A 23,667-nucleotide genomic window follows, 5' to 3' on the forward strand; every position below is an offset into this window, starting at 1 on the left:
CCTTGCTAAAGCAGCAAGGCAAACCGTGTTATTTAATTAAGTTAAGATCATGAAAATACTCGTAATCGAAGATTCTGAACCGCTAAGGCGCAGCCTAGACGTAGGCCTTAATAATCTCGGTTTTACCGTGGACGGTACCGGTGATGGTTCACAAGGTTTAAGCATGGCACTGTGTGGCGACTATGATTTAATCATTCTCGACTTAATGCTACCAAGTGTTGATGGCATGAGTATTCTCAAAGCACTACGTAGCAGCTCGAGTCAAGCTCGGGTATTAATTCTATCCGCTCGCTCTGAAGCACAAGACAAAATAAACGGCTTAATGAAAGGTGCTGATGATTATCTAACGAAACCGTTTTCGTTTGAAGAATTACATGCCAGAGTACTGGCGTTGTCTCGGCGAGGCCAATTACAAAACCAGCAAAACACACTCTGTGTAGGTGAATGCGTGTTAGATTTGAGCTTAAAAACACTGCATTATCAGCAGCACCCCATAAACCTTACTCGCAACGAATATAAAATCATTGAGTGCTTATTTAGTGCCAAAGAACGGGTGTTAGGCCTTGAGATGATCAGCGAAGCCGTGGTCGGCCAATTTGATATGCTGTCAAAAAATGCCCTAGAAGCACATATTTCAGCGATCCGCAAAAAAGTACGACTACTAGGCGGCGAACTACCAATTAAGAATAAACGTGGATTTGGTTATGTCGCTTCTCAAAACTGAGTTGCCAAAAACTAAACGTCACTCTATCAAGCGTAAACTCGTCAATAATATTAGTGCCGTACTGTCGATTATTCTGGTTACTATTTTTTTAACTGTCGATTTGAGCGTTGATTCTTGGGTTGAAAACCAATTTCATCAATCGTTAACTAATAAATCTAATTATTTAAAAACCTTAGTAAAAGATCATAATGGCAAACTAGAGTTTGATTTTGCTGGCGAATTTATGTCTGAATATGAGCAGGCTAATGCCAGCGAATTTTATCAGCTATGGCACGAACAACAGACGTTTGAAAAATCAGATTCATTGCAACTATATCAAAATATTGATTTACCCAATTTCGCTATCCCCATTAACGAATTTAAAATTATTGATTACACTTTGCCTAACGGTGAGGAGGGTCGCGCCATGATCAGCCACTTCATTGCCCAGCAAGAAGACGAAGCAGCACGCGGCAGCGGTCATTTTAAGACCATGGTTTTAACTATCGCAGCCCCTATTTCATCATTAAATAAAGTATTGCTGATCATTGATGTGGTTTTTATTCTGACCTGCATTATCGCAGTTTTTGGAGTACGTTATTTAGTCACTCGAATCGTTAATCGTGGCCTCTTTCCACTGAACAACTTAAATGAACAAATAAAATTACTCGATATCACTGGCGCCTCACAAACTATCAAAAGTGACTTTCAGGTAGAGGAAATTGAACCTATTCGTAATGAGCTGAATAAATTTATTACCACCAATCAACAGCTCTATCAAAATGAAAAACGCCTAACCAGCGACATCGCCCATGAATTGAAAACGCCAATTTCTGAGCTGATCAGCTTGTCAGAAGTGGCACTGCGCTACCCTGATGATGAGCGTATTAGCGCCACATATACCAGCGATATATTGGCTATATCTCAGCGTATGAAAACCATCGTCAATAACTTGCTGCTATTACAGCGCGCTAGTAGTAGCGCTGTAGAGCTCAATTTAGAAAGCGTTAATTTAAGTGACTTTATTACGCAATTAAGCAATGAACTGCAGTTTAAACATGCCGATATTAAGCAGCGCTTACTGCTAAATGTTGCAACTGAGCTGATGATCACCGCGGATCGATTTTGCCTGCATACCATTTTATCTAACTTGCTCGATAACGCATTGTTTTATGGGCTTAGCACCCAACCTATCAACTTACAGGTCGAACAAACTGAATATCACACCAAAATCACGCTATGTAACGCTTTAGCTAAGCCTTTAAGTGAACAACAACTAGAGGCTATTTTTGCCCCCCTTTACCAGCTTGATAGCTCACGAACGAATAACCAACGCCACGGCTTGGGACTAGCGATAGTGAACAGTTTATGTAATCTCAATAACTTTACCATCAGCGCAAAAAACAAGCCAAACTCTCGCTTAGCATTAATTTTAACGTTACCCAATTAAGCGTATTGGTTTAATATGGATATATACCCAACCAATAAGGACAATTATGAACCTCACTCAGCGTATTAGCAGTTACTTTATTTTATCCCTTTTACTGTGTATTAGTTTTGCTAGCCACAGTGAACCTGGGTTGTGGCAATTAGAAAAAAATGGTGTTAAATCATATTTGTTTGGCACTGTGCATGTCGGTGATGCCACCATGAAAGGACTACCTAAAAAAGTAACCGACGCGCTTGATGCCAGTGATAAAGTAATTGTTGAAGTCAATGTTAGTGCAATTAGCCCGATGGAAATGCAGCGCCGCTCAATGCCTTTTATGATGCTAAAAAATGGCAAAACACTGCAAACTGAGCTTTCGGAACAAAACTATAAGAAGCTTGACCAATACTTCAGCAACAAATCAATTGATATTGCGATGTTTAACAATATGGCGCCATGGGCCGTAATGGTTACTATGTTGCAAATCGAATTTCAAAATATTGGTTTTTCCGATCAATATGGCATTGATAAGCAAGTACTTGCCTATACAAAAACCAACAATATACCAGTTGGCGAATTAGAAACTCTCGAATATCAAATGGAGATGTTTAATAATCTATCGTTGTTAAGTAACGAAATGATTGAAGAAACGTTTGAACAGCTTGCCGACGTTGAAACCTACTTTATTAGCTTAGTTAATGCATGGAAAAATGGTGATATGGCGACCTTAACTAAGTATTACAATGAAAGCTTTGACGACAGCAACTACGGTGAGATCAGCGAACAAGTAATGCTGATTGAACGTAACAATAATTGGGTAAGAGAGCTCACGCCTCGCATCGGTAAAGAAAAACTATTTATCGCCGTAGGCGCCCTGCATTTGCCAGAACAACACGGTTTGTTAAAGCAATTTCAAGATCAGGGATTTAGCGTAACTCGCTTATAAATAGAGAGATACTCAATTTATTTTTGCTGCTTGTTAAGTATTAGTAAATATAACTTCCTTAGCAGATAGACAGGTCTTTCTGCTAAGGTTGTGTAGCTGATATCTGACCTTACTATTTGGTTGATAAATGTAGGAACATTTTTTTCATTTCTGAATTCAACATGTCGCAATCATGCACTTATTCAAAATGGGTAAGGCTTTTATTTGAATACATAGATAAGTTGAGGCTGATGATGATGTAACTGTTAATCTTGTCATCACGCTATTGATAAATACTCCCCTTTAAACATTAGGTCGGTTAAGATGATGTTGGATTATAGTAGCAGCAAACTAAATACTTTAAATAATGCGATATACTTTTTTAGATTTTGAATTCGACAGTAACAACTTAATACTCAGCAAAAATGGCGACGATATTGATATTCGTCCTAATGAAGCTAAGCTATTGGCGTTACTGCTTTCTGATTCCACACAAGTTTTTAGTAAAGATGCTATTTTAACTAAGGTTTGGCACGATAAAGTGGTGTCTGAACAGGCTGTATTTCAAAATATTAGCCATCTAAGAGCTGTTTTTGGTAATAGCGCGATTAAAACTTTCCCTAAGCGAGGTTATCAATGGCAATTGAATACAAGCCAAATACAAACAGCAGTAATAACTGAGCCTCGATCTGTAAACATTACGACTACTACAATTAAAGCTAAGCCAATAGCAACTATGCCATTGACACAAAAAATCGGTACTAACGCAACGTCTGACATAAACTCAAGCGATATATTTAAAGTTGGCCCTACAGAAAAAAAGCCTATGGGATTTTATGCTTTGCTCACAAGTTTACTGGTTGTTTTCGCCACAGCAATCTTAATCCTATTCCCACATAGTTCTGATAAAGTCGCCGCACCTGCTGCAATTAGCATTGCTTATATACCTTTTACTCAAAGCCTTAGTAACAACACTATAAAGCTCGCTGATGATGAATTTTTTGATTTTACAGAACTACCCCAACTAAGCCCTTTGCACTTTGAAACATCGATTGAGAGTGAATATCCAAAGCTTGCTGATAAGCATCCACTGATACTAACCGCCAACGTACGTACCTATAATTCACTCACCTATCTAGATTTTATCTTGAAAGGTCCTATTACGGACTGGCGCGGACAATTAACAGGTTCTTCCAATCAAGCAGTGATAAGCAAGCTAAAACAGCACTTATCACAATATTACATTTATGACTTATTAATGTCACCACAGTCACTTGAAATAAGGCTGGCTAAGTTATCTATCGCCCATAAAAGCAAACCTAACGACTTTATTAACTTAGGCAAGTTGGCGATGCTCTATATTCAAATGGAAGAGTTTGAAAAAGCCATGGTAATGGCTGATAAACTTGCTAATTTTGCTATTGAAGCACAAAACATACAACAATTAGGTAACGCCCTATTACTACAAAGTGAAATTTTAACAAGAAAAGAATTGTTTGAGCTCAGTTCAGAAAAACTCGCCAGCGCAATTTCTCAATTCAAAAAGATTAATGATGCTAAGCGCCTAGCAGATGCCTGGTTTGCTCAATCTTGGTTAGATCACCAAAATAAAAACTACAATGCGGTGAAAGCAAGTTTGCTCAAATCCGCGCAATTATCACTGCAGGTTAACGATATACTGCGTGAATTAGATGCTCTCACTTACCTTTCAGTTTTAGCTTATAAAAATAAGCAAGCAACAGACCAATACCTTTATTTACAACAAGCTGAACGTAAAATGAAAGCGTATAACTTGCCACCATATCACTTTGCTAAAATCCCCTTTCATTATGCTATTTTTGCCCAAACGCCAGCAGACAAAGAACCTCATTTTAAACAAGTACTCGACTTTACCAAATTAACGCCTGACCACTGGGTTGCGCAAAGTAGCCGCAAGAGTTTGCTACAATATTACCTTGATGAAAATCGCTTGGCGGAAGCCAAGGCATTGATTGATAATTTATCTGTAACGACTACATCTATTGATAGTCCACAAAACTCTTATCTCAAAACTTTATTTGCCCAAGCCAGTAAACAAACAAAGGACTTTAATCGCTTAGCAAAACGCACCTTTGAACAAGCGCAACTTTCTGGTCACAGAAACCTGAGTTTGGATGTTGCGTTGTTATTATGTAGTGATAACAATGACTCTGAAAATTACGACTTCTATTCTCAATATATTACTGAGCATGCGGGTGAGAATTGGCGACGTTATAATAAAGATAAATTACTTACGCTTAATCTTTAAAAACGCTATTTAAAATTTTTTTACTCTTTTTTATCGAGCTAGTAAGGGTAGCAAGCATATTTCAAGAGCCACGCTAAAAAGCTACCCAAGTAGTTTTTGCTTTTTCTAACTAGGTATTAACTCGCTTTCAAGGATAACCAATTCAGTTTCCAATTATTGTCGCGAGATTTTAGGGTTAGTGTATTCTTACCTTGTTTCAACTTAACCAGAGAGCCTTGCTGAATTTGCCATTTATCGTAACCGCCGGTTTTAAGTACTGGGTTTTCAGCCAATTTTTTTTCATTACTATAGACGTCAAATCCTTTGGTATCTCGTTCGGCTGCAACACGATATTCAAGTTGGTAAAACCCTGCTTTGGCGACATTAAGCTGATAAGTAATAACAGCGTTTTTACCTATAGCATCTGGCCCCGTTAAGACGCTACCAAAGCGCTCACCATCAGAGCTAAAAGAAATTACACTATCACTAAATTCGACTGCCCATTCAGCTTCTACTTTACCGGGAACACTTATCCAACCTGGTTCAATGGTTATCGGCTTACTGTAGTGACTTTGCAGATGCTGTTTAACAGCCACCACGGTATAGTCATATTTATGTTGCCCAATATTTTTATCTGTAAACGTTGTTTGAGTCAGGTTGCTTGCAAGTAACTTAAACATACCACCAGAAAGTAAATTGCGATAAACACGATAGCTATCGACATCACTGTCCTCACTTTTATCCCACGTTAGCGTTACCGAATCGTCTGTTTGCGTTAATACAACATTAGTCACTTGGGCTGGAATAGCAGGCTGATTATCTCGGCGCTTTTGCTCTTGTTGTTGAGCAAAAATTAACTCACGTTGAAATTTTTGACTGCTTTTAGCTAGTTTGGGTGCGGCTCCATCAAGTGCGAGTCTAAAGCCATCAACGCCGCCAGCAAAATCTTCTGGAATAGCGCCTCGACTAAATAGCGGACTATGACTCCAATGCCAACTACCACCTCGAGCAGCACGCAGCTCACACTCGTCACTTACGTAAGCTGAACCATCATTAGCGATATGCTTGTAGCCTCGCACATAACAATCAGCTAAGAATTCTTGTACATTACTTAATACATCAAACAAACCAAAAGCATTAGGCTCATACATACCAACAATGCTGGCGTAAGCTGAGTGATCATTACAATGGGCAATATCGCCACTCCAGTTGTAATAGCTAGTATTACTGTCGCGCTGCAAGATACTTTCACCGTATAAATCGCCAACATTGGCATAGTTACACACTTGTGTATTATCAGGATCGTCACCAAAATAATAATCGGTTTTAGTGCCAGCTCTAGCGGCATATTCCCACTCAGCCTCGGTTGGTAATCGATAAGGCTTACCGGTCTCCTTCGCTAACCATTTTGTATAAGCCTGTGCCGCTTGCCAATTGATACAAACAACGGGCTGAAATTCGCTGGTATTTAAGGCATTAGTTTCCCAGTTGCCTTTTGAATACTGTAAGAACCACCCGTTCATTTCATGTCGGCATTCTTTTGGTGCAGCATAATTTGTTGCCGCAATAAAACGACGAAATTCACTTACGGTGACTTCATATTTACCCAGACTAAATTCTTTAACATTGACGTTAGTAACAGGCTGGGTACTTTCTTTTTTGGTAGATCCCATAGCAAAACTGCCAGCAGGAATAGTGGCCATAATCGGCTCTATCGGTTTCGTTGTTGCATGGCCACCAGCGTTAGCAAATTCGTCAGCATGAAGATGAGCGCTGCCAATAGCACAGCAAAATGTAAGTAAGTAGTTATTGAGTTTCATTGGTACATCCTTTGTTATTCGAATTGGTATAACTAAGCCATAACAATGAAATAGTGAATGGTATTAATCTTAGAAAAAACCTACCTTTAGAGTTAAATAGAAAAATCCTAGATTAATTTTATCGAGAATAAAGTGATACCCATCTTAATATTCTCATTTAGGACAACAACCAGAAAGCTGACTAATTTGCTCTATTTACTTTTCAACAATATCTATTCTACTTACAGAAAAAACTGTCAATGGGCTGTAAAACCTAAATTTAATACATGTGAATGACTGCAAGTTAGCAGCTTGCGAATTACTGACTGGGGATTTATACGAAGTTAAATACTAGGCTAAGGGTTTTTAGCAATTACTCACGTTTGCTCGTCGCTTTCTATGTAAATACTCACAATACCCTTCCTGCGATGCTGGCCTCCCGACTGCACCATGAAAAAAGATCTTTAATTGAATTATTCACAACGAGGGTAAGAGACGCTGCGCTTTAAAGGAATATATAACGCTAATAATGTAAGGACACTCAAATTATAAGATGGGCGTCAGTTTTCTGTTTTCCTTCTATAACTGACGTTTTACCTGATCCTTGGCCTCCAGTAAAAACTCGATTATTCACCCCCCCCCCAAAAACTAGCGCTTTGCTAAGCAGCTGCCTAAAACTGGCGAGGTCCAAGAAAAAGCAAACTGTTTTTTGCTCGTTTAATTGCCTTGATATATTTTTCATACCATAATCCAATATATATTGGTATTTAAAAGGTTTTACATCATGGCTAAGAATACAAGCGTAACATTAGGCGATCATTTCGATAATTTTATAAATCAGCAACTTAACTCAGGTCGTTATGGTTCAGCAAGTGAAGTAATACGTGCTGGCTTAAGAGCCCTAGAAGATCAGGAAATTAAGACAATGAATTTACGCAATATGCTAATTGAAGGTGAAAACAGTGGCGTTGCTGATTACTCGTATGATTCTTTGATTTCAGAGCTGGATAAAGATAACCACTAATGTCGAAATTCGAATTATCAGGAAAAGCCAAAAGCGATTTAATAAAAATAGCCAAATATACTCAGTTAACTTGGGGGACAACGCAAAGAAATGACTATTTAAAACTGTTAGATAGTACTTTCCAGCAACTAGCCGACGAACCTATGTTGGGGGTTAATTGCGATTACATAAGAGAGGGTTATCGAAAACAGCCTCAAGGTAGTCACGTAATTTATTATAAAGAACATAAAGCAAAGCAAATTTTAATCGTGAGAATAATACACAAAAGTATGGATGTTAACCGCGCGCTCTGAAAAATATAACGAGCCTGTAGAATCACTCATTTTTAATTTATTGTTCTTGGTGGTTCAACCATAACCGAGTTGCTATTTTGCTCCCCTCATTTACTGCTCATTCATTACTCTTTGTGCAAAAAAAATTAGTGAATTATTCACAACGAGGGTAAGAGACGCTGCGCTTTAGAGTAAGTAAACGAATTTGTTTATTGATTTAGAATTGACCATCACTATATAAAAACGGCCAAAAAGAACACTGGTGCCTATTGCCAGAGTTAAGGTTCGTATGTGTTATAGCGATTTTAACCGCAACACTTTTTAGCTTTTATGCCTGAACCGCAGAAACAATAGTCATTTCTAGCCGTGTACTTCTTAGCTAATGATAATATAGTAGGATACAGCTGTTGGCACGCAGCGTTAATATTTTGTATTTCACTAGATGAATTATCTGCACCAGATAACCTTAATTTATTATGCCTTGCTAAGTACCCTATATATTCATTTATTCTTTCATTATTTATTAGGGCAAAAAACTTCGCTGGTAAGTATTGCCCTACAGCTAATTTCTCAACAGTGTTGTCTAAAACAAACTTAACTGATTTTTGCCTATTTTCATTTAAAGTAACACAAAGTAACGTACCATCTTTTCTTTTTACTACTGTATGTCCCGTTAGTTGAAGAACAACATTCCCAATGATAGTTAGTAACCAACCAAACTGAACCTCACCTCCGTGAATTAACACATACTCATTTGCATTATTTAGGCAATTTAAATCTTTAGAGTAATCTTGTCGTTGAATTTCAATGACGGATAAGCTTTTTAAATTTACTCTATTTAAAAGTGTTTGGCTTACTTCTTTAGGATCAAATTTTTGCATCAAAATGTCAGACTCCACGAGCGCTATCACTCCTAAATCAGGTGCACAGTGGGCGACACCTGAATTTGCTTGTTATATTTCGGTTGCTAGCTCATCTCGTTAAGATATTGCTTAGTTAATAAATGGCTTGTAATCCAGTGCTCAACCAATGCAATTAATGCTTTGAGATCATGAATATCTTTATCTTCCCACTTCCTTACGTAGTGAGCTTCATCATTACCTATCCATGCAGCTCGTTTTGCACACTCTTTAATATTTTCATCACTGATAAATTCATTTATGCATTGGCCTAACAGTTTTACTTTAATAGCCTCCTCTTTTGCTTCATTAGAAAAAATACAGAAGTCTTTAACTAGGTGCTCTAAGGCTTTTCTGTAGCCAACTCCACATATTTGATCTAGTCCTAACTTTTCAGCATGCTGAGCTTGGCTGTATATATCACAATAGCTTGGCGATAACTCTTTAATAGTCGTATTGAAATTGTTGATTACTCTTTCACATGGAAATGAACCTTGAAATGTGTAATCAGTACATTTAGAACCGGGTCCCTCTGAAGTTTGCTCAAATCGACTAATGAAAAGCCTACCACATTCGCTCGCAGGGCATTTGAACACTACTTCAAACTTCGCTAAATTCATACCTTTATCATCTTCAACCCAATTAGCAGTATCAACATTTATTGGCTCTATTCGTGTATTGCAAATAGGGCATGAATTAGGAGAGCCACTAACCCAAACAGGTCTATTAAGTATTGTTACTTCTTGATGCATATTGAACTCTCAATTTAAAAACATAACAGCTTATTCTCTTCCACTTTGGTGGTTTATAACACCCTAAAACGGCGTATATTACATTCCTTCATAATTCCACCAACAATTACCTTTGTAAACAAATAATTAATACAGCCAAAAATCACTGCTTGTTATTTTGCAGCAAAGCGGCGGTTAATAATGTTATCGAACAAATTCTCGAACACTCCCCATGAGTAGCGCTAAATTTCGGCTTTTTAGTGTTTGTTGGTAACTTACTGCTTAACTTTTTATCGTTGGGTTTTGTTGCTCTCAACCCAACCTTGTATCTCTCTTAGATAAATGATTAGCTATCTATTGGAGTCTGTGAGCTTGTACCCAACCTTGTAAATTTAACGCCGAGCTGCTCTGGTTTTTCCTAGCGCCTAGCCCCTAAAACCTAGAACCTTTTCCTTACCTAAAATCAGCCATATCTAAATAGTGCTCTATCCCGGTGATTTTATCTTTCGCATGGTGGTTTACATAAATCACTGTGCTACTGCCTGCGGTGCATATTTTTTCGATTAACAGTAAAACACGCTGCCGGTTGGCTTCATCAAGCCCCAAACATGGCTCGTCTAAAATCAGTAATGTGGGGTGTTTTACCATAGCGCGGGCAATCAATAGCATGCGTTGGTCACCAAAAGACAGTTGTGTAAATGGGGTGTTTTTTAACTCACTTAAACCTAATAATGCTAACCATTGTATGGCGATATCAAGCTGAATTTGAGTTGGCTTTTGATACAAGCCAATGCTGTCGTAAAAGCCTGACACTATGGTATTTAGCGCCGAAATACTAACCCGATATTCCATATGCAAAGCATTCGAAATATAGCCAATATGCTGCTTAATTTGCCAAATACTTTCACCACTGCCGCGTTGATAGCCAAACACTTTAATATCATTGTTATAACACTGCGGGTTATCGCCAGTGATTAAGTTAAGCAGGCAGGTTTTGCCGGAGCCGTTTTGACCACTGAGCTGCCAATGCTGTCGTGCTTTGATTGTCCAATTTAAGTGGTTAAAAATAACCTTACCGCTATAACTGACGCTGGCATTTTGCAACCGTACTAACTCAGGCTCACTAAACTCTGGGGCACTGTGTGCCACGTCTTTGCTAGGAATCGTAAAATCAGTTTGTTGTAGGTGTAATAATTTAAATAAATCATCGCGCTGCTTAAGGTCAGGTGTTGCTAGTTGCTGTTGTAATTCGCCATTTTTCACATAACCATAATGCGTAATAAATACGGGGATTTCATCTAACCGATTAACCACAAAGACCATGGTCATGCTGGCACTTAGTTCGATTAATACGCTACGTAATAGCTCAACGCTTTGCACATCCAAACCGTCAAACGGTTCATCAAGCACAATCAATTCGGGGCGATTACTCAGTGCTTTAATTAACATTAGTTTACGTGTTTCCCCAGTTGAGAGTGCGCGCAAACGTTGCTTAAGCAATGCCTCAAAAGCAAACCCTGTAATTAACTGCTGACATAGCTGTTGATCAAAATATGGGCATGATTGCTGATAAATCAGCTCTGACACCAATTTAGGGCTGGTTTTACCATCGGTGATGTCGTCTTGATCAGCTAATAACTCAGCAGTAATCAATTGCTTTTGCAGATCTGAAGAGACTATTTCTGTACGCTTAAAATCACAACTTCGTGTACCACTGACAATATTAGCTTGATCAAGTAATACTGCTGTTATGGCTGATTTTCCTGCTCCGTTACCGCCAAGCAGCACCCAATGCTGAGCGCTCTCAACCTGCCAAGTTAGATTACTTACGAGAAAACTTTCGCGTTCATTGGTACCAAGGTTAGCCGTCACATTATTGAGTTTAATTGACTGCACAGCGATCCTTTTTAGCTTTTAAATTAATTAGTTTGAAAATACATGACTTTTATTAGCATGGCTATAGAATAAAATTCACGCGGTTTAAACCTTTTTAAATCTGCTAACGTCTAACCTATAAAGCCATTAACAACGAGTAAAAATAATGAATACACTTAGTATCTCTAGTTTAGCCGTAATCCTATTAACCAGTAGTTTAGCTGCTCATGCTGAGCAAAAAATTGAACAGACCTTTGATGTCACTGCGAAGCAGGCATTGGCGATCAACGTGCCCGTTGGCAGCCTAGAACTTAGCACCCATCAAGGTAACCAAGTAACCGTATCGATTGAGCTAAAAGCGAAAAATGATAATTGGTTTAGTGATGATGTTGCACTTGAAGATATCACTTTAAAACATCAACAAAGTAGCGATAAGCTGAGCCTCTCGATTGATAATGACGATGTGCAACAAAGCTGGCTGGTAAGTATACCAACAACCATGGCGATAGATTTAGAGCTAGGTGTGGGCGATATTGAAGTAAATAATTTTGCTAATACTGCCAGCATCGATGTCGGTGTGGGCGCAGTACGGATCAGCAGCGCGTTAGCTGACTATCAAACGATCACCCTAGATAGTGGTGTTGGCGACACCAAAATAGCAGGCATGAAAAATGATGCTAAACATAGCCGTAAGCTGGTCACCTCAACTAGTAAATATAACGGTGACGGCCAATACCGCATTAACGTTAAAGTCGGTGTAGGTGATATTAAAATCAGCCACTAAAATTATCAGCCCTCGTTAAATACATTCATGAGGGCTTTTTTAATATCCGCAACCGAAAATGGTTTATAAACATGTACATTAGAGCCAAGTTCATAAGTTCGCTCTAAATCACTTGGCGCAGTGTTGGCGGTGATCACAATGATCGGAACCGTTGAATTTAGTTCTTGGCGGATAATATCAATCGCTTGAAAGCCATCCATCACCGGCATGTTCAAATCCATAAAAATCACATTAAACTCACTTTCAGCAATTTTTTGTGTTGCTATTAAACCGTTTTCAGCAACTTCAACCGTGTAATTAAGCTCGGTTAAAATTCGCGATAAAATTGTCGCGTTTAATAAATTGTCTTCTACGATTAAGCAATGCAGTTGTGCAGGTAAGTTGCCTTGCTTCGTTAGTAGTGCAGCTTTAGATAATGGCAAACGGATCTTAATCTGTGCACCATGCGGTATGACATCTTTAAACTCAACGCCGCCTTGCATAGCACTGACAATATGTTGCACACGCGCTAAACCGGTTTGTAAGCCCTGAAAATCATTGCCCTGTTCGATGCTATGATGATTTAAATATGGATAGCATTGAGCAAAACCAACGCCGCTATCAGCGACCACTATTTTAATATGACCATCTTGGTAACTAACGGATATTGAAACCTGTCCAGTGCTAGTAAATTTAATGGCATTACTAAGTAGCTCGGTAATGATTTGCTGCAATCGTAAATGATCAAACTCTGTATAGCGATCTAACTCAGGACTGAGTTTTATTTCAAACTTTAACTGTTTGTTATCACAGGCAAACTGAAAAGGTGTAATAGCCGACTCAAGCGTGGTTATTAAATTACGCTTGATAAATTTTAGCTGCCATTGCCCAGTATTAAACTGCTGTAGTTCATATAACTCATCCAGCATACTTACAATTCTGCTGGCACAATATTTTGCTTGTTTTTGCAATGCTTGCTGAGATTCTAATAGCTGAAGTTGCTCAATCGAGTCTACCAGCCCTTGTAGCGGTGTTCTAAATTCATGACTTGCCCGTGCGATAAAGCGCTCTTTATAAGTGCTTATCTGCTCTGCTCGCAACTTTTGTTGTTGGTATTTATTAATCGCAGCGGTAATTTGCAGCTCCATAGGCTGAAATATAAATTTCAGCTCAATGAATAGCAACACTAAAGTTAATAGCCAAAAAGCCAGCTCTAAGTTGGACAGCACACGGGTTTTGAACTTTGCTTGTTGTTCAAATAGCGTGACTGCACCATCAAGCTCCTTGAGCAAGCGTTCAACCTCAGCAACTGTAAATCGCTTTTCTGCTGTATTTGCACTAGGAGCATTTAACAGTAGCTGCACTTTAGCCAAATACGCCAGCGACGTTTGCGCAAGGTTAATTGGTGATGAAAAATAATAAGCAACTAACTGGTCGTCTAAATATAAATAATCGCCATTAGAATGCTGTTGCACTAAAAATTCATGCCCTGATCTAAACTCTGCGCTCGCTTTAGCTAATACATCACGGTGTAATTTAATATTGCTACCAATCTCAGTAACCAAGGCATTACTATGCCAAGCGATTTTTTGTGACAACATCCGCTGCTTACCCGCAACATTGATAATATGAGCATCATCTTTTTGCACAAAAAACATAAACTGAATAAGCAGAGCACTCGCGCTCGAGAGAATCGCTATCGCTAATAACGCCCAACGATAACGCGACCGAATATTAGCAATAATTTGAATCATAATAGGCCCTATTTTTTTTAATAAGTGTAGACCAAAGGGGATAAAGCGACACTTTAAGCAATGATATTAATGAAAAAAATAAACCCCGCTTAAATGCGGGGTTTATTAATTTTGCTTTTATAATTAACGATTTTCTAAACGATTATAATCAAACAAACCGTACTCCACACCACGGTATTGCTTGGCAACTTTGTGCAAAATATCACTGTATTGCCAAAATTGCGGATGTGTTCGGCGAATTGCAAACTGACTCTTTAATGCTCTGTAATCGGCTTCTATTTGCATCAATGGTAGTTGCTCGGCAAATGATGCAAGTTGTTGTGGATTATTCAAATACCAAATTGTTTCAGGGTAATCACCAATAAAACCAGGCACAATGGTGACTGTATCTTCTGCATAAGCGCGCTGCCCTTCTTCGTTCAATAAACTAGAAATATTATAATGAGCATTGTGATGGATCACGGTATACGCTTGATGCTCTGCAGCACCGTCTTTCACTAATATAAACGAGATTTGCGGCAGTAAATTAATTGCTTTTGCAGGCATATTATTTAATTGCTGTAACGGCTCTGGTACTTGTGTGTAATCGAAGCGCGGACTTAACACCGGTTTTAGCGTTTGTTTAATTAAGCCATATAACTCGTGTTGTTGATCCTGTGTTTTGTAGTCAATTCCTGTTGGCTGACTAAACTTATCACCACTTTCAAAGAAATTAGTTAAACTCGGTGGTGCTTTACGATACCAGTTTGCTTTTAACTCTTTACGCTGTGGCTTAGGTAACAATGCTAAAAAGTTTTGCTCGCCTTCTAAACGCAAAAAATCCATGTATAAACGAGTGATCAACTGATGGCCAACATTACCGTAGACATCAAACCCGGCAACTAATAAATAATGTATCCGCTCAAAAAGTGCGTAATCTAATACCCACATGGTTTTTGGCTCTTGGCCAATAAAACCTTTAACCACAGTCGCACTATCAAAATGGCGGAAAATAGTCAGAGCAGCATTATCATTTACCTCGTCACCACGCCATAATAGGTCGGTGGTTAGGTTTTCACCATTTTTGAACATACTATTTGCCAACGTAACCTTGCCTTTAAGGTAAGTATTCTGACGTTTGGCGTATTTGACCCAGCTAGATATAGCTAAAGTATTGCTTTCTTCAGCCGCTGGCAATGCCAAGGCATCTTCATGTTGTAGCAGCATTTCACCCACTTCTGGCGTTGCAACTTTAGCAGGATCAGCAAATGCCACCCAAAAATGATCATTAATAACATTTAACGCTATTTGACCACGACAAACAGGCCCTTTAATAAAGCCCATAATAATTAATTCAGCTTCATCTAGCATGAATTGATATTTAGATTTAACCGGCATGTCGGCAAACACTTTAAATGGGTTGGATGCTATTTCTGGCAAGTAACTTGGCATGCTTTCAACGTGATAATCAGGCGCAATAAACTGGCTGTACAAGCGCGCTAACTTACTGTCATTCAGTGCCAGTGGTAAATGCGTTTTTGCCAAAATAGTCGAACGGTCATGCATTAAGCGATAATACACACGTTCCACTTTAGGATCATCGTAAGGGCGGCGGGTATTTATTAACGCAATGTCCTGCCCTGGTGGCGTACTCGAACGCACCAATTTAAAAAAGCTTTTTTCATCATCTTGAGCAAAATAAATATGCGCTAAATACCAATGTTCAAACACATAACGTGCTGTTAATTGATACTTTAAATCGTCTTGGTTTAAAAAGCTCTCCCAGCGTTGTGCTTGAGCTAAAGCAGCTTTGCTTGGCGGTTTAATATGCGCCATTTTACCGCCCTCTTTAAGCCACTTTTCAAGGTGCTTAAATTCAGTACGCGAAATACCAGGTAACCCATATGGCATCCCGGAATGAGGTTGACTGTTGGCAAGGCTGTCAAATTCTCCTATAGTGGCGCAGCTTTGCGAGCGATCCAGAGAAAAATCAAACCCATCACCTAAGATCTCATCATTTGGTAGCGGTGAGCTCATTTTTAACACTAAACTGTTGTACAACACGCTACCGGCAAGATTTGCTTGCTCTGTTTGCGCTCGTTCATTCAATACTGGGGTAAAGTCTTTATCACGCCACTGGCTAGTATTCGTTGCATCAAAAAGTAAGCGGCTGGGAGTCGATGCTAATAAACGAGTACCATTGTAAACACGTTCCTTACTTAGGCCGCGGTCAATTCCTTCTGGAGATGAAAGTTTCAGTTGGCATGGTGCATCATAGCAGCCATGACAAACCACACAACGACTCTCGAGCACAGGTTGTACATGCTGTAAAAACTCAGCACCGCTACCTGAGTTATGTTCAACCATACGCTGCTGTGTTTGCTCTGGCCCGAATAGCTCATTGTAATGAGCGGCACCTAAATAAGCGCAGCCACTGAGCACAACAATTAGTGCACTCAGCAAAAAAGACTTTCTCATCGAATTATTCGTCCTCATCGCCCAAGTCAAACGTCGGCATCATATCCATTTGTGGGGACACAAATGTTTGCTCTGATTGGGTCTCGAGTACTGCGCTCAATAATGGTCCACGCGTTAAAGTTAGCTGTGCTTGATGTGCATCGCTTGCTAAGTCTGCAAACGCCGGGTTATGGGCTTCTACAATATAATCTGAAATAGTAATAGCAATGCTGCTATCCGGTGCTGGATTTTGACAAAGCTGGGTCAGTAAATCGTCATCTAAAAGCACGCTTATTGAAAGATCTGGAGTCGATAAATCTCGCTCATTTAAGGTCTCATCAAAAAGAAATAACGGAAGGGTTAAACTACTATCTTGCTCTAATTCCATGTGCTGCTCTCAAATACTAAAATCGTTAATATGACAGCATTATAGCAAAAATTAATTAAATTTAGCTAAACTGACTGCTGATTTACAGCCTGTTTAGCTATTAAAGATAACCTACATTAAATATTATTTACCAAGGCAGGGTTTCACCATTTGAATGCCAAAAACCACCGCTATTACTGAGATTTAGTTCATCAATACGCTGTGTTAAGCGCTGTGCAGATTCCTCTGCTGAGATATCGCCTGCAAAATTAACCATTTGCGTTTGCACAAAACCCGGATGAAATAAACCAACAGCAATTTTTTTACTTTTTAATTCATGAGCTAAGCTCACTGATGCGGCATTAAGTGCAGCCTTTGACATACGATAACCAATATAACCACCAGAACCATTATCGGCAATAGAACCCATACGGCTGGTGATCATAGCGACTTTAGCATCAACACCTAAACTGTGGATCAAAGCATGAGTCACTCGGATCGGTGCTACCGCATTGACCGCAATTTGTTGATTAATGGTATCAAAATCCATCTCTGCCATACTTTCATTATGGAAAATACCGGCATTGTTAATAAGCAGATCTATCTTATGCCCATGTAACTGGTTTTCAAGTGTTTCGATATCTGCTGCATTGGCAACATCAATATTGCTGATCACTGTCACATCTAATTCTTTAAGTTCATCGCTTGGAGTACGCACCACGGCCGTAACCTGGTAACCCTTTGCTAAATATTGCTGACATAAATTAAGACCGATGCCACGATTAGCGCCTGTAATTACCACATGCTTTGTCATACTTTTACTCCCATTCTATATACACTCTATAACTGAGAGCTTGGGGCAAACAAAAATAAAAAAAGCACCTAAGTGCTTTTTTAGTTAATTAAATTAAGCATAACTAGTTACATTTCACATCATTCATAGCGGAGGTCATAATTGAAAACACTGCGCCTTGTGGATCGGTGATCACACTAAAGCGGCCCACCTCGGGAATATCGGTTGGTGCCACACACACTTCACCGCCAAGTTGCTGAGCCGTTGCGACATAGTTATCACAATCATCGACAGCAAAATAAATCATCCAGTGAGCAGGAATTTCTGCAGGCCATTCATCGGTCATCTCAATCATCCCTGCAACGGGTTGGTCAGCAACAGTGAATAATGTGTAGCTCATTCCTTGCATAGGTTTTTCAACGCTCTGCCAACCCAATAACTGGCAATAAAACTCACGGCTTGCAGCACTGTTGCGGGTTGCCAGTTCATGCCAATAGGGAGTATTAAGTTCACCTAAACGTTTGCAACCTTTATGTTGATTACCTTGCCATAAGGCAAATAATGCACCACCAGGCTCATTTAGCAACACCATGCGACCCGCGTCCATTACATCATGAGGACCGGCGATAATATCAGCACCTAATTGTTTGGCTTTTTCAGCTACTTCATCAATATTATCTACTGCAATATAGGCTAACCAATGACTTGATGTCGCTGCGTTTTTTTGTTCGTTCGGCATTTGATACATGGCAGCAATATCATCACCTTGCTTTTGTAACATAGTGTAATAAAGACCATCACCAATGGGTTGATCATCAGCCCCCCAAGCAAATAACTCAGTGTAAAAAGCTTTGCCGCTTTTCCAGTTAGATGTACATAACTCTGACCAACAGAAAACCCCGTGGGGGTGATTACTTTGTGTGTCACTCACGATTCAATCTCCTTAAATAGTACATCTACTAAAGTTAAAAGAGGAAAGCCATTTTAGCCAATTTTATTTGTATCGTAAGGTGATCTTTATAGCAAAACAAACAACGAATGATTTGAACCCGACCTAAATACAGCTGCGATAGTGTAATATCACTTATTACGGTTAAACGAATCGATACTTTTGCGGGCACTGGCCACATGCTAATTTATAAAGCTGAAATTTGGCCTTTTAACACCCAAATCGAGACTTTAAAAGAGCATTCACCGGCCCTTTTTAGTGGCTGTGCCCACCACCAAGCGCTTTACCATTAGCATCATAAAAGCCAGACGCACCATGCTCGATAAATCCTAAGTTAATCATTTTGGCTAAAAATGGGTCGCCTTCGTTATCACCAATATCCGCATAGTCAGTCGTTTGATAAGCATCCCACAGGGCAAATTGCTGCTGTATCTGAGCTTTTTTAAAGTCCACAGTGCCCAACGTTAATGTTTGAGTAAGTTGCGGTTTAGCAATACTCATTGCGCTTACCAGCTTTTGATTTACCAACCATGCAAGCTCAATCGTAGTATCACCTTGCACTAATTGATAATGCTGTATTTTATCGCAGCCATCACCTTGCTCATCGGTTAAAGTCATCTTAGCAATAAAATCATCACTAACTAATTGGTATTTAGTACTCCAATCTTGCTGACCTTGCACCTCTGAAGGTTGATATTCAATACCACGCTGCGGTGTTTGAAAGTAACGAATTGGCCGAATTTGCTGATTACTCAACTGTTGCCACACTTCAACTAATTCAAGGCCTTGCTCTGCAACCTGATGGGGTGTTCGCCATAATGTAAACTGTTGAGATTCAGCTACAGCTTTGCCCGCAACTTGCTTACTAACCTGATAGCTTGCTTGCACATATTGACTGTCCAACGCGCACTGCGTGGCACTGGCCAATGGACTTATTAACGCTAAAGATAGGATAATTTTTTTCACTGGATTCTCTTTTCGATTTAATACCGTGGGTCACTGTAATGTGTTTATTTTGCAGATTAATGACAAAGAGCAACTCAGTTTTGAGTTGCTCTTTAGTAAAGCGTATTACATGACAATTACTTAATTTGTAACTTTAGCATCCGCTTGTTTTACTAAGTCAGCTGCATAATCCATCACGTGAAAAATAAAGCTCTGCTCGTTAGTACCTGTTACCAAATGCGCACCAGGGCCAATTGCATAAACACCAACATCTTCACCCGCATGAGTTTCAGATGACAGCGGCACAAGTGCTTCTTGGTGGAAACCTGGACTTTGCGTATCCACATCGGTTAAATCAACACGACCGGTTACTGGGGCAAAGTCGTAACCTACTTCAGCATCCGTTTCCTGACCTAAATCTCTAAAGCCGCCACCATTAGCATAACCTACGGTGGTGTATGGCATATTATCGGCAGCAAGTGTTGGCTCGGTTTCACCCACGGCAACCACTTTACCTAAAATTGGATTACCGCGTTTTGGGTAGCCTGCGATAGTAAATACATGGCTGTGATCGGCAGTGACAATAATCAGCGTATCTTCAATGCTGGTTTTATCAAGCGCCACTTGCACCGCTTTTGATAACTCAATGGTATCGCTTAAAGCGTTATAGGCATTGCCCGCATGGTGAGCATGGTCAATTCGTCCAGCTTCAACCGTTAAGAAAAAGCCTTTCTCGTTGTTATCCAATACATCCAGTGCTTTTGCTGTCATCTCTGATAACGATGGTTCACCCGCAATATCATTGCCACGGTCAGCTTCGTATTGCATGTGAGATTCATTAAACAAGCCAAAAATTTGTTTAGTGTTAGTCACATCAATCGCATTAAAACCTGCTTGATCCATTACGTATTGACCATTTGGATACTGAGCTTGCCATTCAGCAGTTAAATCACGGCCATCAGTACGATCGCCTTCTACCGAGCTTACTGCATCAGCTGAATTATATGCTGCGTCTTTTGGTAAGAAATGACGACGACCGCCACCCATTACCACTTCAAGACCATCAACATCGATCCCAGCAAAACGCGCTTCTAAGTTCTTTTCAAAGTTAACCAGTTGCGATGCAATATCTTCACAATTAGCCGCTTCCGACTCAGGCATATCTGAAACATCTTCCCAATTGCGGTTTGCCGCTTTTGCATACGTTGCAGCTGGTGTGGCATGGGTAATACGTGCCGTTGAAATAAGTCCCGTTGATTTACCTGCAATTTCCGCAAGCTCTAATGACGTTACTAATTCATGGCCTTTACCTGACAAACAATTACCATTAACCACTGCTTCATCAATACCAATAACACCGACATCAGTTTTTACGCCTGATGCCATTGCTGTCATCGTACCTGCAGAATCAGGTGTTTGTGCATCAACATTATAAGTTTTAGCAAACCCTGAAAACGGTAGTGTTTCAAAGCTTAACTGATGTTCTTCACCCATTTTGCCCTGTAACTGACCCGCTAAAATACGCGCAGCTGTTACTGTTGAAATCCCCATACCGTCGCCAACAAACAAAATGACGTTTTTCGCTTTGCCAGACTCTTTAACAATATTAGCAATATTATCTTGGCTACTAGCTAATTTAGTGTGTGCTTCTTTATACCAAGTATTGGTAGTAAGCGGCGCTAACTGTTGTGGATTCAATGAAGTTTCAGCATCGTTACACACTACAGTGGTTGTAGTTACTTCATCTGCATCAAGCTCACCATTTTGATTGCTGTCGTCACCTGTTAGGGTTTCAATGCCACCATTGATACATTGCTCAGAGCCAACTGCAAGCGTATTTTTAACCGTCAGTGACTCAATTTTATCGTCATCATCAGAGCAACCCGCTAACGCAACAACCACAGCAAGAGATATTAAGTTAAGTTTTTTCATTGTAATCACCATTATTCTTCTATTAGTTCGAGCGCTTGACTGATAATGTGGAAAATAACATTTTGCTCCACAACGCCTTGTGCCAACTGTGCCCCAGGGCCCTTAGCATGCAATGAAATATCTTCACCTGCATGAGTTTCCGAGCTAAGTGGGACTGCTGCTTCTTGATGAAAGCCCGGTGTTAAGGTATCAACACCACTTAATTCAACACGCCCAGCAACTGCTGCGGCTAAATATGAAGCGTCTGCATCTGTTTCATCACCTAAATCTCTAAAGCCCAAGCCATTTGCGTAACCGACTGTGGTATAAGGCATACCGTCAGCTGCAAGGGTTGGAGTATCGCGACCTACTGCTACAACTTGACCCAAAATTGGGTTACCGCGTTTTGGATAGCCAGCAATGGTAAATACATGGCTGTGATCCGCAGTGACTAAAATAAGTGTTTCATTTGGATCGGTATTTTCTACTGCTGCTTTTACCGCATTGGCAAATTCAATTGTGTCATTTAATGCGTTGTAAGCATTACCGGCATGGTGGGCGTGATCGATACGACCCGATTCAACCGTTAGGAAAAACCCTTTTTCATTATTCTTTAAGATATCAATCGCTTTAGTCGTCATTTGCGTTAATGAAGGCTCACCTGCAATATCATTACTGCGATCCGCTTCATATTGCATATGCGATTCATTAAATAATCCAAATACGCGTTTGGTATCGCCATTTATTGCGTCAAAGCCGGCCTGATCAGTAATGTATTTACCATCGCTATACATTTGCTGCCATTGCGCTGTTAAATCACGTTCATCAGTACGATCACCTTCGACTGCACTCATAGCATCATTAGAGTTAAATGCAGCATCTTTTGGTAAGAAATGACGACGGCCGCCACCCATCACCACTTCTAGACCATCAACATCAACACCCGCAAAGCGCGCTTCAAGATTTTTTTCGAAATTAACTAATTGCGACGCAATATCTTCACAACCTGCAGTGACTGCATCTGCAGGCATGTCGGAAATGTCTTCCCAATTACGATCAGCTGATTTTGCATACGTTGCAGCTGGCGTTGCGTGGGTGATCCGTGCAGTAGAAATAATACCTGTGGCTAGGCCTTTAATTTCTGCAAGCTCTGTAGCTGTAATTAATTCATTACCTGCTACAGTTGCACATTTGCCACGTTCAATGTCTTCGTTAACACCAATAACACCAACATCCGTTTTAACACCTGAGATAATAGCCGTCATGGTGCCTGCTGAATCCGGTGTTTGCGCATCGACGTTATACGTTTTTATTTGTGCCGAATACGGAAATTCTTCAAAGCTCAAAAAGCCCTCTTCTCCTAAAGCGCCTTGTTTTTGGCCTGCAAGGATACGTGCTGCGGTGAGGGTTGATATACCCATGCCATCACCAACAAATAGAATTACGTTCTTTGCTTTAGTGGCTGGTGTTGCATTAGCCATCGTTTCTTTAGAGGTTAATTTAGCCTGTGCAGCGCTATACCAATCACTTTTCATTTGGTTATCAGGTAACACACCTGCATTAGCACCCGCTGACAACACCAGTGTTAAACCAATTGCAGTCGCAATTTTATTAATTTTCATTTTTAAGTTCCATTGATACGATTTGGTCAAGAATGTCTGTAGTAATGAGAGCATCATATTAGGTAGGTTTTGTTACTTAAAAAGTGACTTTATGTTACATAAAAATTAAAAGTTACATTATTTTTGTTTGTTATATCATAACGTTACAATGGTTCAGTGGTAAGCGGTAAGCGGTAAGCGGTAAGCGGTAAGCGGTAAGCGGTA

Annotated in this window: 19 protein-coding genes; 7 read left to right on the forward strand and 12 right to left on the reverse strand. The window is 39.8% G+C overall.

Features of this window, described 5'->3' with window-relative positions; all coding sequences use genetic code 11:
• Positions 1-49: 49 nt before the first annotated feature.
• From H5180_RS16700 to H5180_RS16715, 4 genes are all read left to right on the forward strand, one after another.
• Complete coding sequence (locus H5180_RS16700; RefSeq protein WP_145238362.1) at positions 50-724, forward strand: response regulator transcription factor; 675 nt, start codon at positions 50-52, stop codon at positions 722-724.
• On the forward strand, positions 705-2,153 hold the full coding sequence (locus tag H5180_RS16705; protein WP_182758658.1) for a sensor histidine kinase KdpD: 1,449 nt from the start codon (positions 705-707) through the stop codon (positions 2,151-2,153). The genes H5180_RS16700 and H5180_RS16705 overlap by 20 nt, the downstream gene beginning before the upstream one ends.
• Before the next feature lie 46 nt (positions 2,154-2,199).
• Positions 2,200-3,078 carry a TraB/GumN family protein gene (locus H5180_RS16710; protein WP_145238356.1) on the forward strand — a complete coding sequence of 293 codons (879 nt, stop codon included), beginning with the start codon at positions 2,200-2,202 and terminating at the stop codon, positions 3,076-3,078.
• Positions 3,079-3,424: 346 nt separating this feature from the next.
• The gene (locus H5180_RS16715) at positions 3,425-5,344 is read left to right on the forward strand and encodes a transcriptional regulator (RefSeq protein WP_182758659.1); all 1,920 of its coding nucleotides are present in this window, start codon (positions 3,425-3,427) and stop codon (positions 5,342-5,344) included.
• A 116-nt stretch (positions 5,345-5,460) separates the two neighbouring features.
• On the opposite strand, the gene H5180_RS16720 is transcribed toward H5180_RS16715, so the two are convergent.
• The gene (locus H5180_RS16720; protein WP_145238352.1) at positions 5,461-7,143 is read right to left on the reverse strand and encodes an SUMF1/EgtB/PvdO family nonheme iron enzyme; all 1,683 of its coding nucleotides are present in this window, start codon (positions 7,141-7,143) and stop codon (positions 5,461-5,463) included.
• Between the two features lie 763 nt (positions 7,144-7,906).
• Here H5180_RS16720 and H5180_RS16725 point away from each other — a divergent pair.
• On the forward strand, positions 7,907-8,146 hold the full coding sequence (locus H5180_RS16725; protein WP_182758660.1) for a type II toxin-antitoxin system ParD family antitoxin: 240 nt from the start codon (positions 7,907-7,909) through the stop codon (positions 8,144-8,146).
• Positions 8,146-8,439, forward strand: coding sequence for a type II toxin-antitoxin system RelE/ParE family toxin (locus tag H5180_RS16730; RefSeq protein WP_182758661.1), 294 nt, complete (start codon positions 8,146-8,148; stop codon positions 8,437-8,439). The genes H5180_RS16725 and H5180_RS16730 overlap by 1 nt, the downstream gene beginning before the upstream one ends.
• Positions 8,440-8,723: 284 nt before the next feature.
• Here the strand turns inward: H5180_RS16730 and H5180_RS16735 are convergent, their stop codons facing one another.
• The 3 genes from H5180_RS16735 to H5180_RS16745 form a co-directional block, all read right to left on the reverse strand.
• On the reverse strand, positions 8,724-9,299 hold the full coding sequence (locus H5180_RS16735; RefSeq protein WP_182758662.1) for an SEC-C metal-binding domain-containing protein: 576 nt from the start codon (positions 9,297-9,299) through the stop codon (positions 8,724-8,726).
• An 86-nt stretch (positions 9,300-9,385) separates the two neighbouring features.
• Complete coding sequence (locus H5180_RS16740; protein ID WP_182758663.1) at positions 9,386-10,069, reverse strand: DUF4145 domain-containing protein; 684 nt, start codon at positions 10,067-10,069, stop codon at positions 9,386-9,388.
• A 432-nt stretch (positions 10,070-10,501) separates the two neighbouring features.
• Entirely contained in the window at positions 10,502-11,944 is a 1,443-nt protein-coding gene (locus H5180_RS16745; RefSeq protein ID WP_182758664.1) for an ATP-binding cassette domain-containing protein, read from the reverse strand.
• Between the two features lie 145 nt (positions 11,945-12,089).
• Here H5180_RS16745 and H5180_RS16750 point away from each other — a divergent pair, with 145 nt between their 5' ends.
• Entirely contained in the window at positions 12,090-12,707 is a 618-nt protein-coding gene (locus H5180_RS16750) for a hypothetical protein (RefSeq protein WP_145238348.1), read from the forward strand.
• A 5-nt stretch (positions 12,708-12,712) separates the two neighbouring features.
• Here H5180_RS16750 and H5180_RS16755 read toward each other — a convergent pair whose 3' ends face one another.
• The 8 genes from H5180_RS16755 to H5180_RS16790 all read right to left on the reverse strand — a co-directional run bounded on the left by H5180_RS16755 (position 12,713) and on the right by H5180_RS16790 (position 23,463).
• A complete protein-coding gene (locus H5180_RS16755) occupies positions 12,713-14,440 on the reverse strand; it encodes a response regulator (protein WP_182758665.1) in 1,728 nt (575 codons plus the stop codon).
• Between the two features lie 123 nt (positions 14,441-14,563).
• Positions 14,564-16,897 carry a fatty acid cis/trans isomerase gene (locus tag H5180_RS16760; protein ID WP_182758666.1) on the reverse strand — a complete coding sequence of 778 codons (2,334 nt, stop codon included), beginning with the start codon at positions 16,895-16,897 and terminating at the stop codon, positions 14,564-14,566.
• A 4-nt stretch (positions 16,898-16,901) separates the two neighbouring features.
• A complete protein-coding gene (locus tag H5180_RS16765; RefSeq protein WP_182731668.1) occupies positions 16,902-17,264 on the reverse strand; it encodes a hypothetical protein in 363 nt (120 codons plus the stop codon).
• A gap of 127 nt (positions 17,265-17,391) precedes the next feature.
• Positions 17,392-18,057 (reverse strand): SDR family oxidoreductase, encoded by a 666-nt coding sequence (locus H5180_RS16770; protein ID WP_182758667.1) that lies wholly within the window; start codon positions 18,055-18,057, stop codon positions 17,392-17,394.
• A 103-nt stretch (positions 18,058-18,160) separates the two neighbouring features.
• On the reverse strand, positions 18,161-18,967 hold the full coding sequence (locus tag H5180_RS16775; protein WP_145238336.1) for a VOC family protein: 807 nt from the start codon (positions 18,965-18,967) through the stop codon (positions 18,161-18,163).
• A 273-nt stretch (positions 18,968-19,240) separates the two neighbouring features.
• Entirely contained in the window at positions 19,241-19,951 is a 711-nt protein-coding gene (locus H5180_RS16780) for a hypothetical protein (protein WP_182758668.1), read from the reverse strand.
• Positions 19,952-20,071: 120 nt separating this feature from the next.
• Positions 20,072-21,862 (reverse strand): alkaline phosphatase, encoded by a 1,791-nt coding sequence (locus tag H5180_RS16785; protein WP_145238331.1) that lies wholly within the window; start codon positions 21,860-21,862, stop codon positions 20,072-20,074.
• Positions 21,863-21,873: 11 nt separating this feature from the next.
• A complete protein-coding gene (locus tag H5180_RS16790; protein ID WP_182758669.1) occupies positions 21,874-23,463 on the reverse strand; it encodes an alkaline phosphatase in 1,590 nt (529 codons plus the stop codon).
• Positions 23,464-23,667: the final 204 nt, after the last annotated feature.

This window comes from Pseudoalteromonas sp. SR41-4, from assembly GCF_014163985.1.
Taxonomy (GTDB): Bacteria; Pseudomonadota; Gammaproteobacteria; order Enterobacterales; family Alteromonadaceae; genus Pseudoalteromonas; species Pseudoalteromonas rhizosphaerae.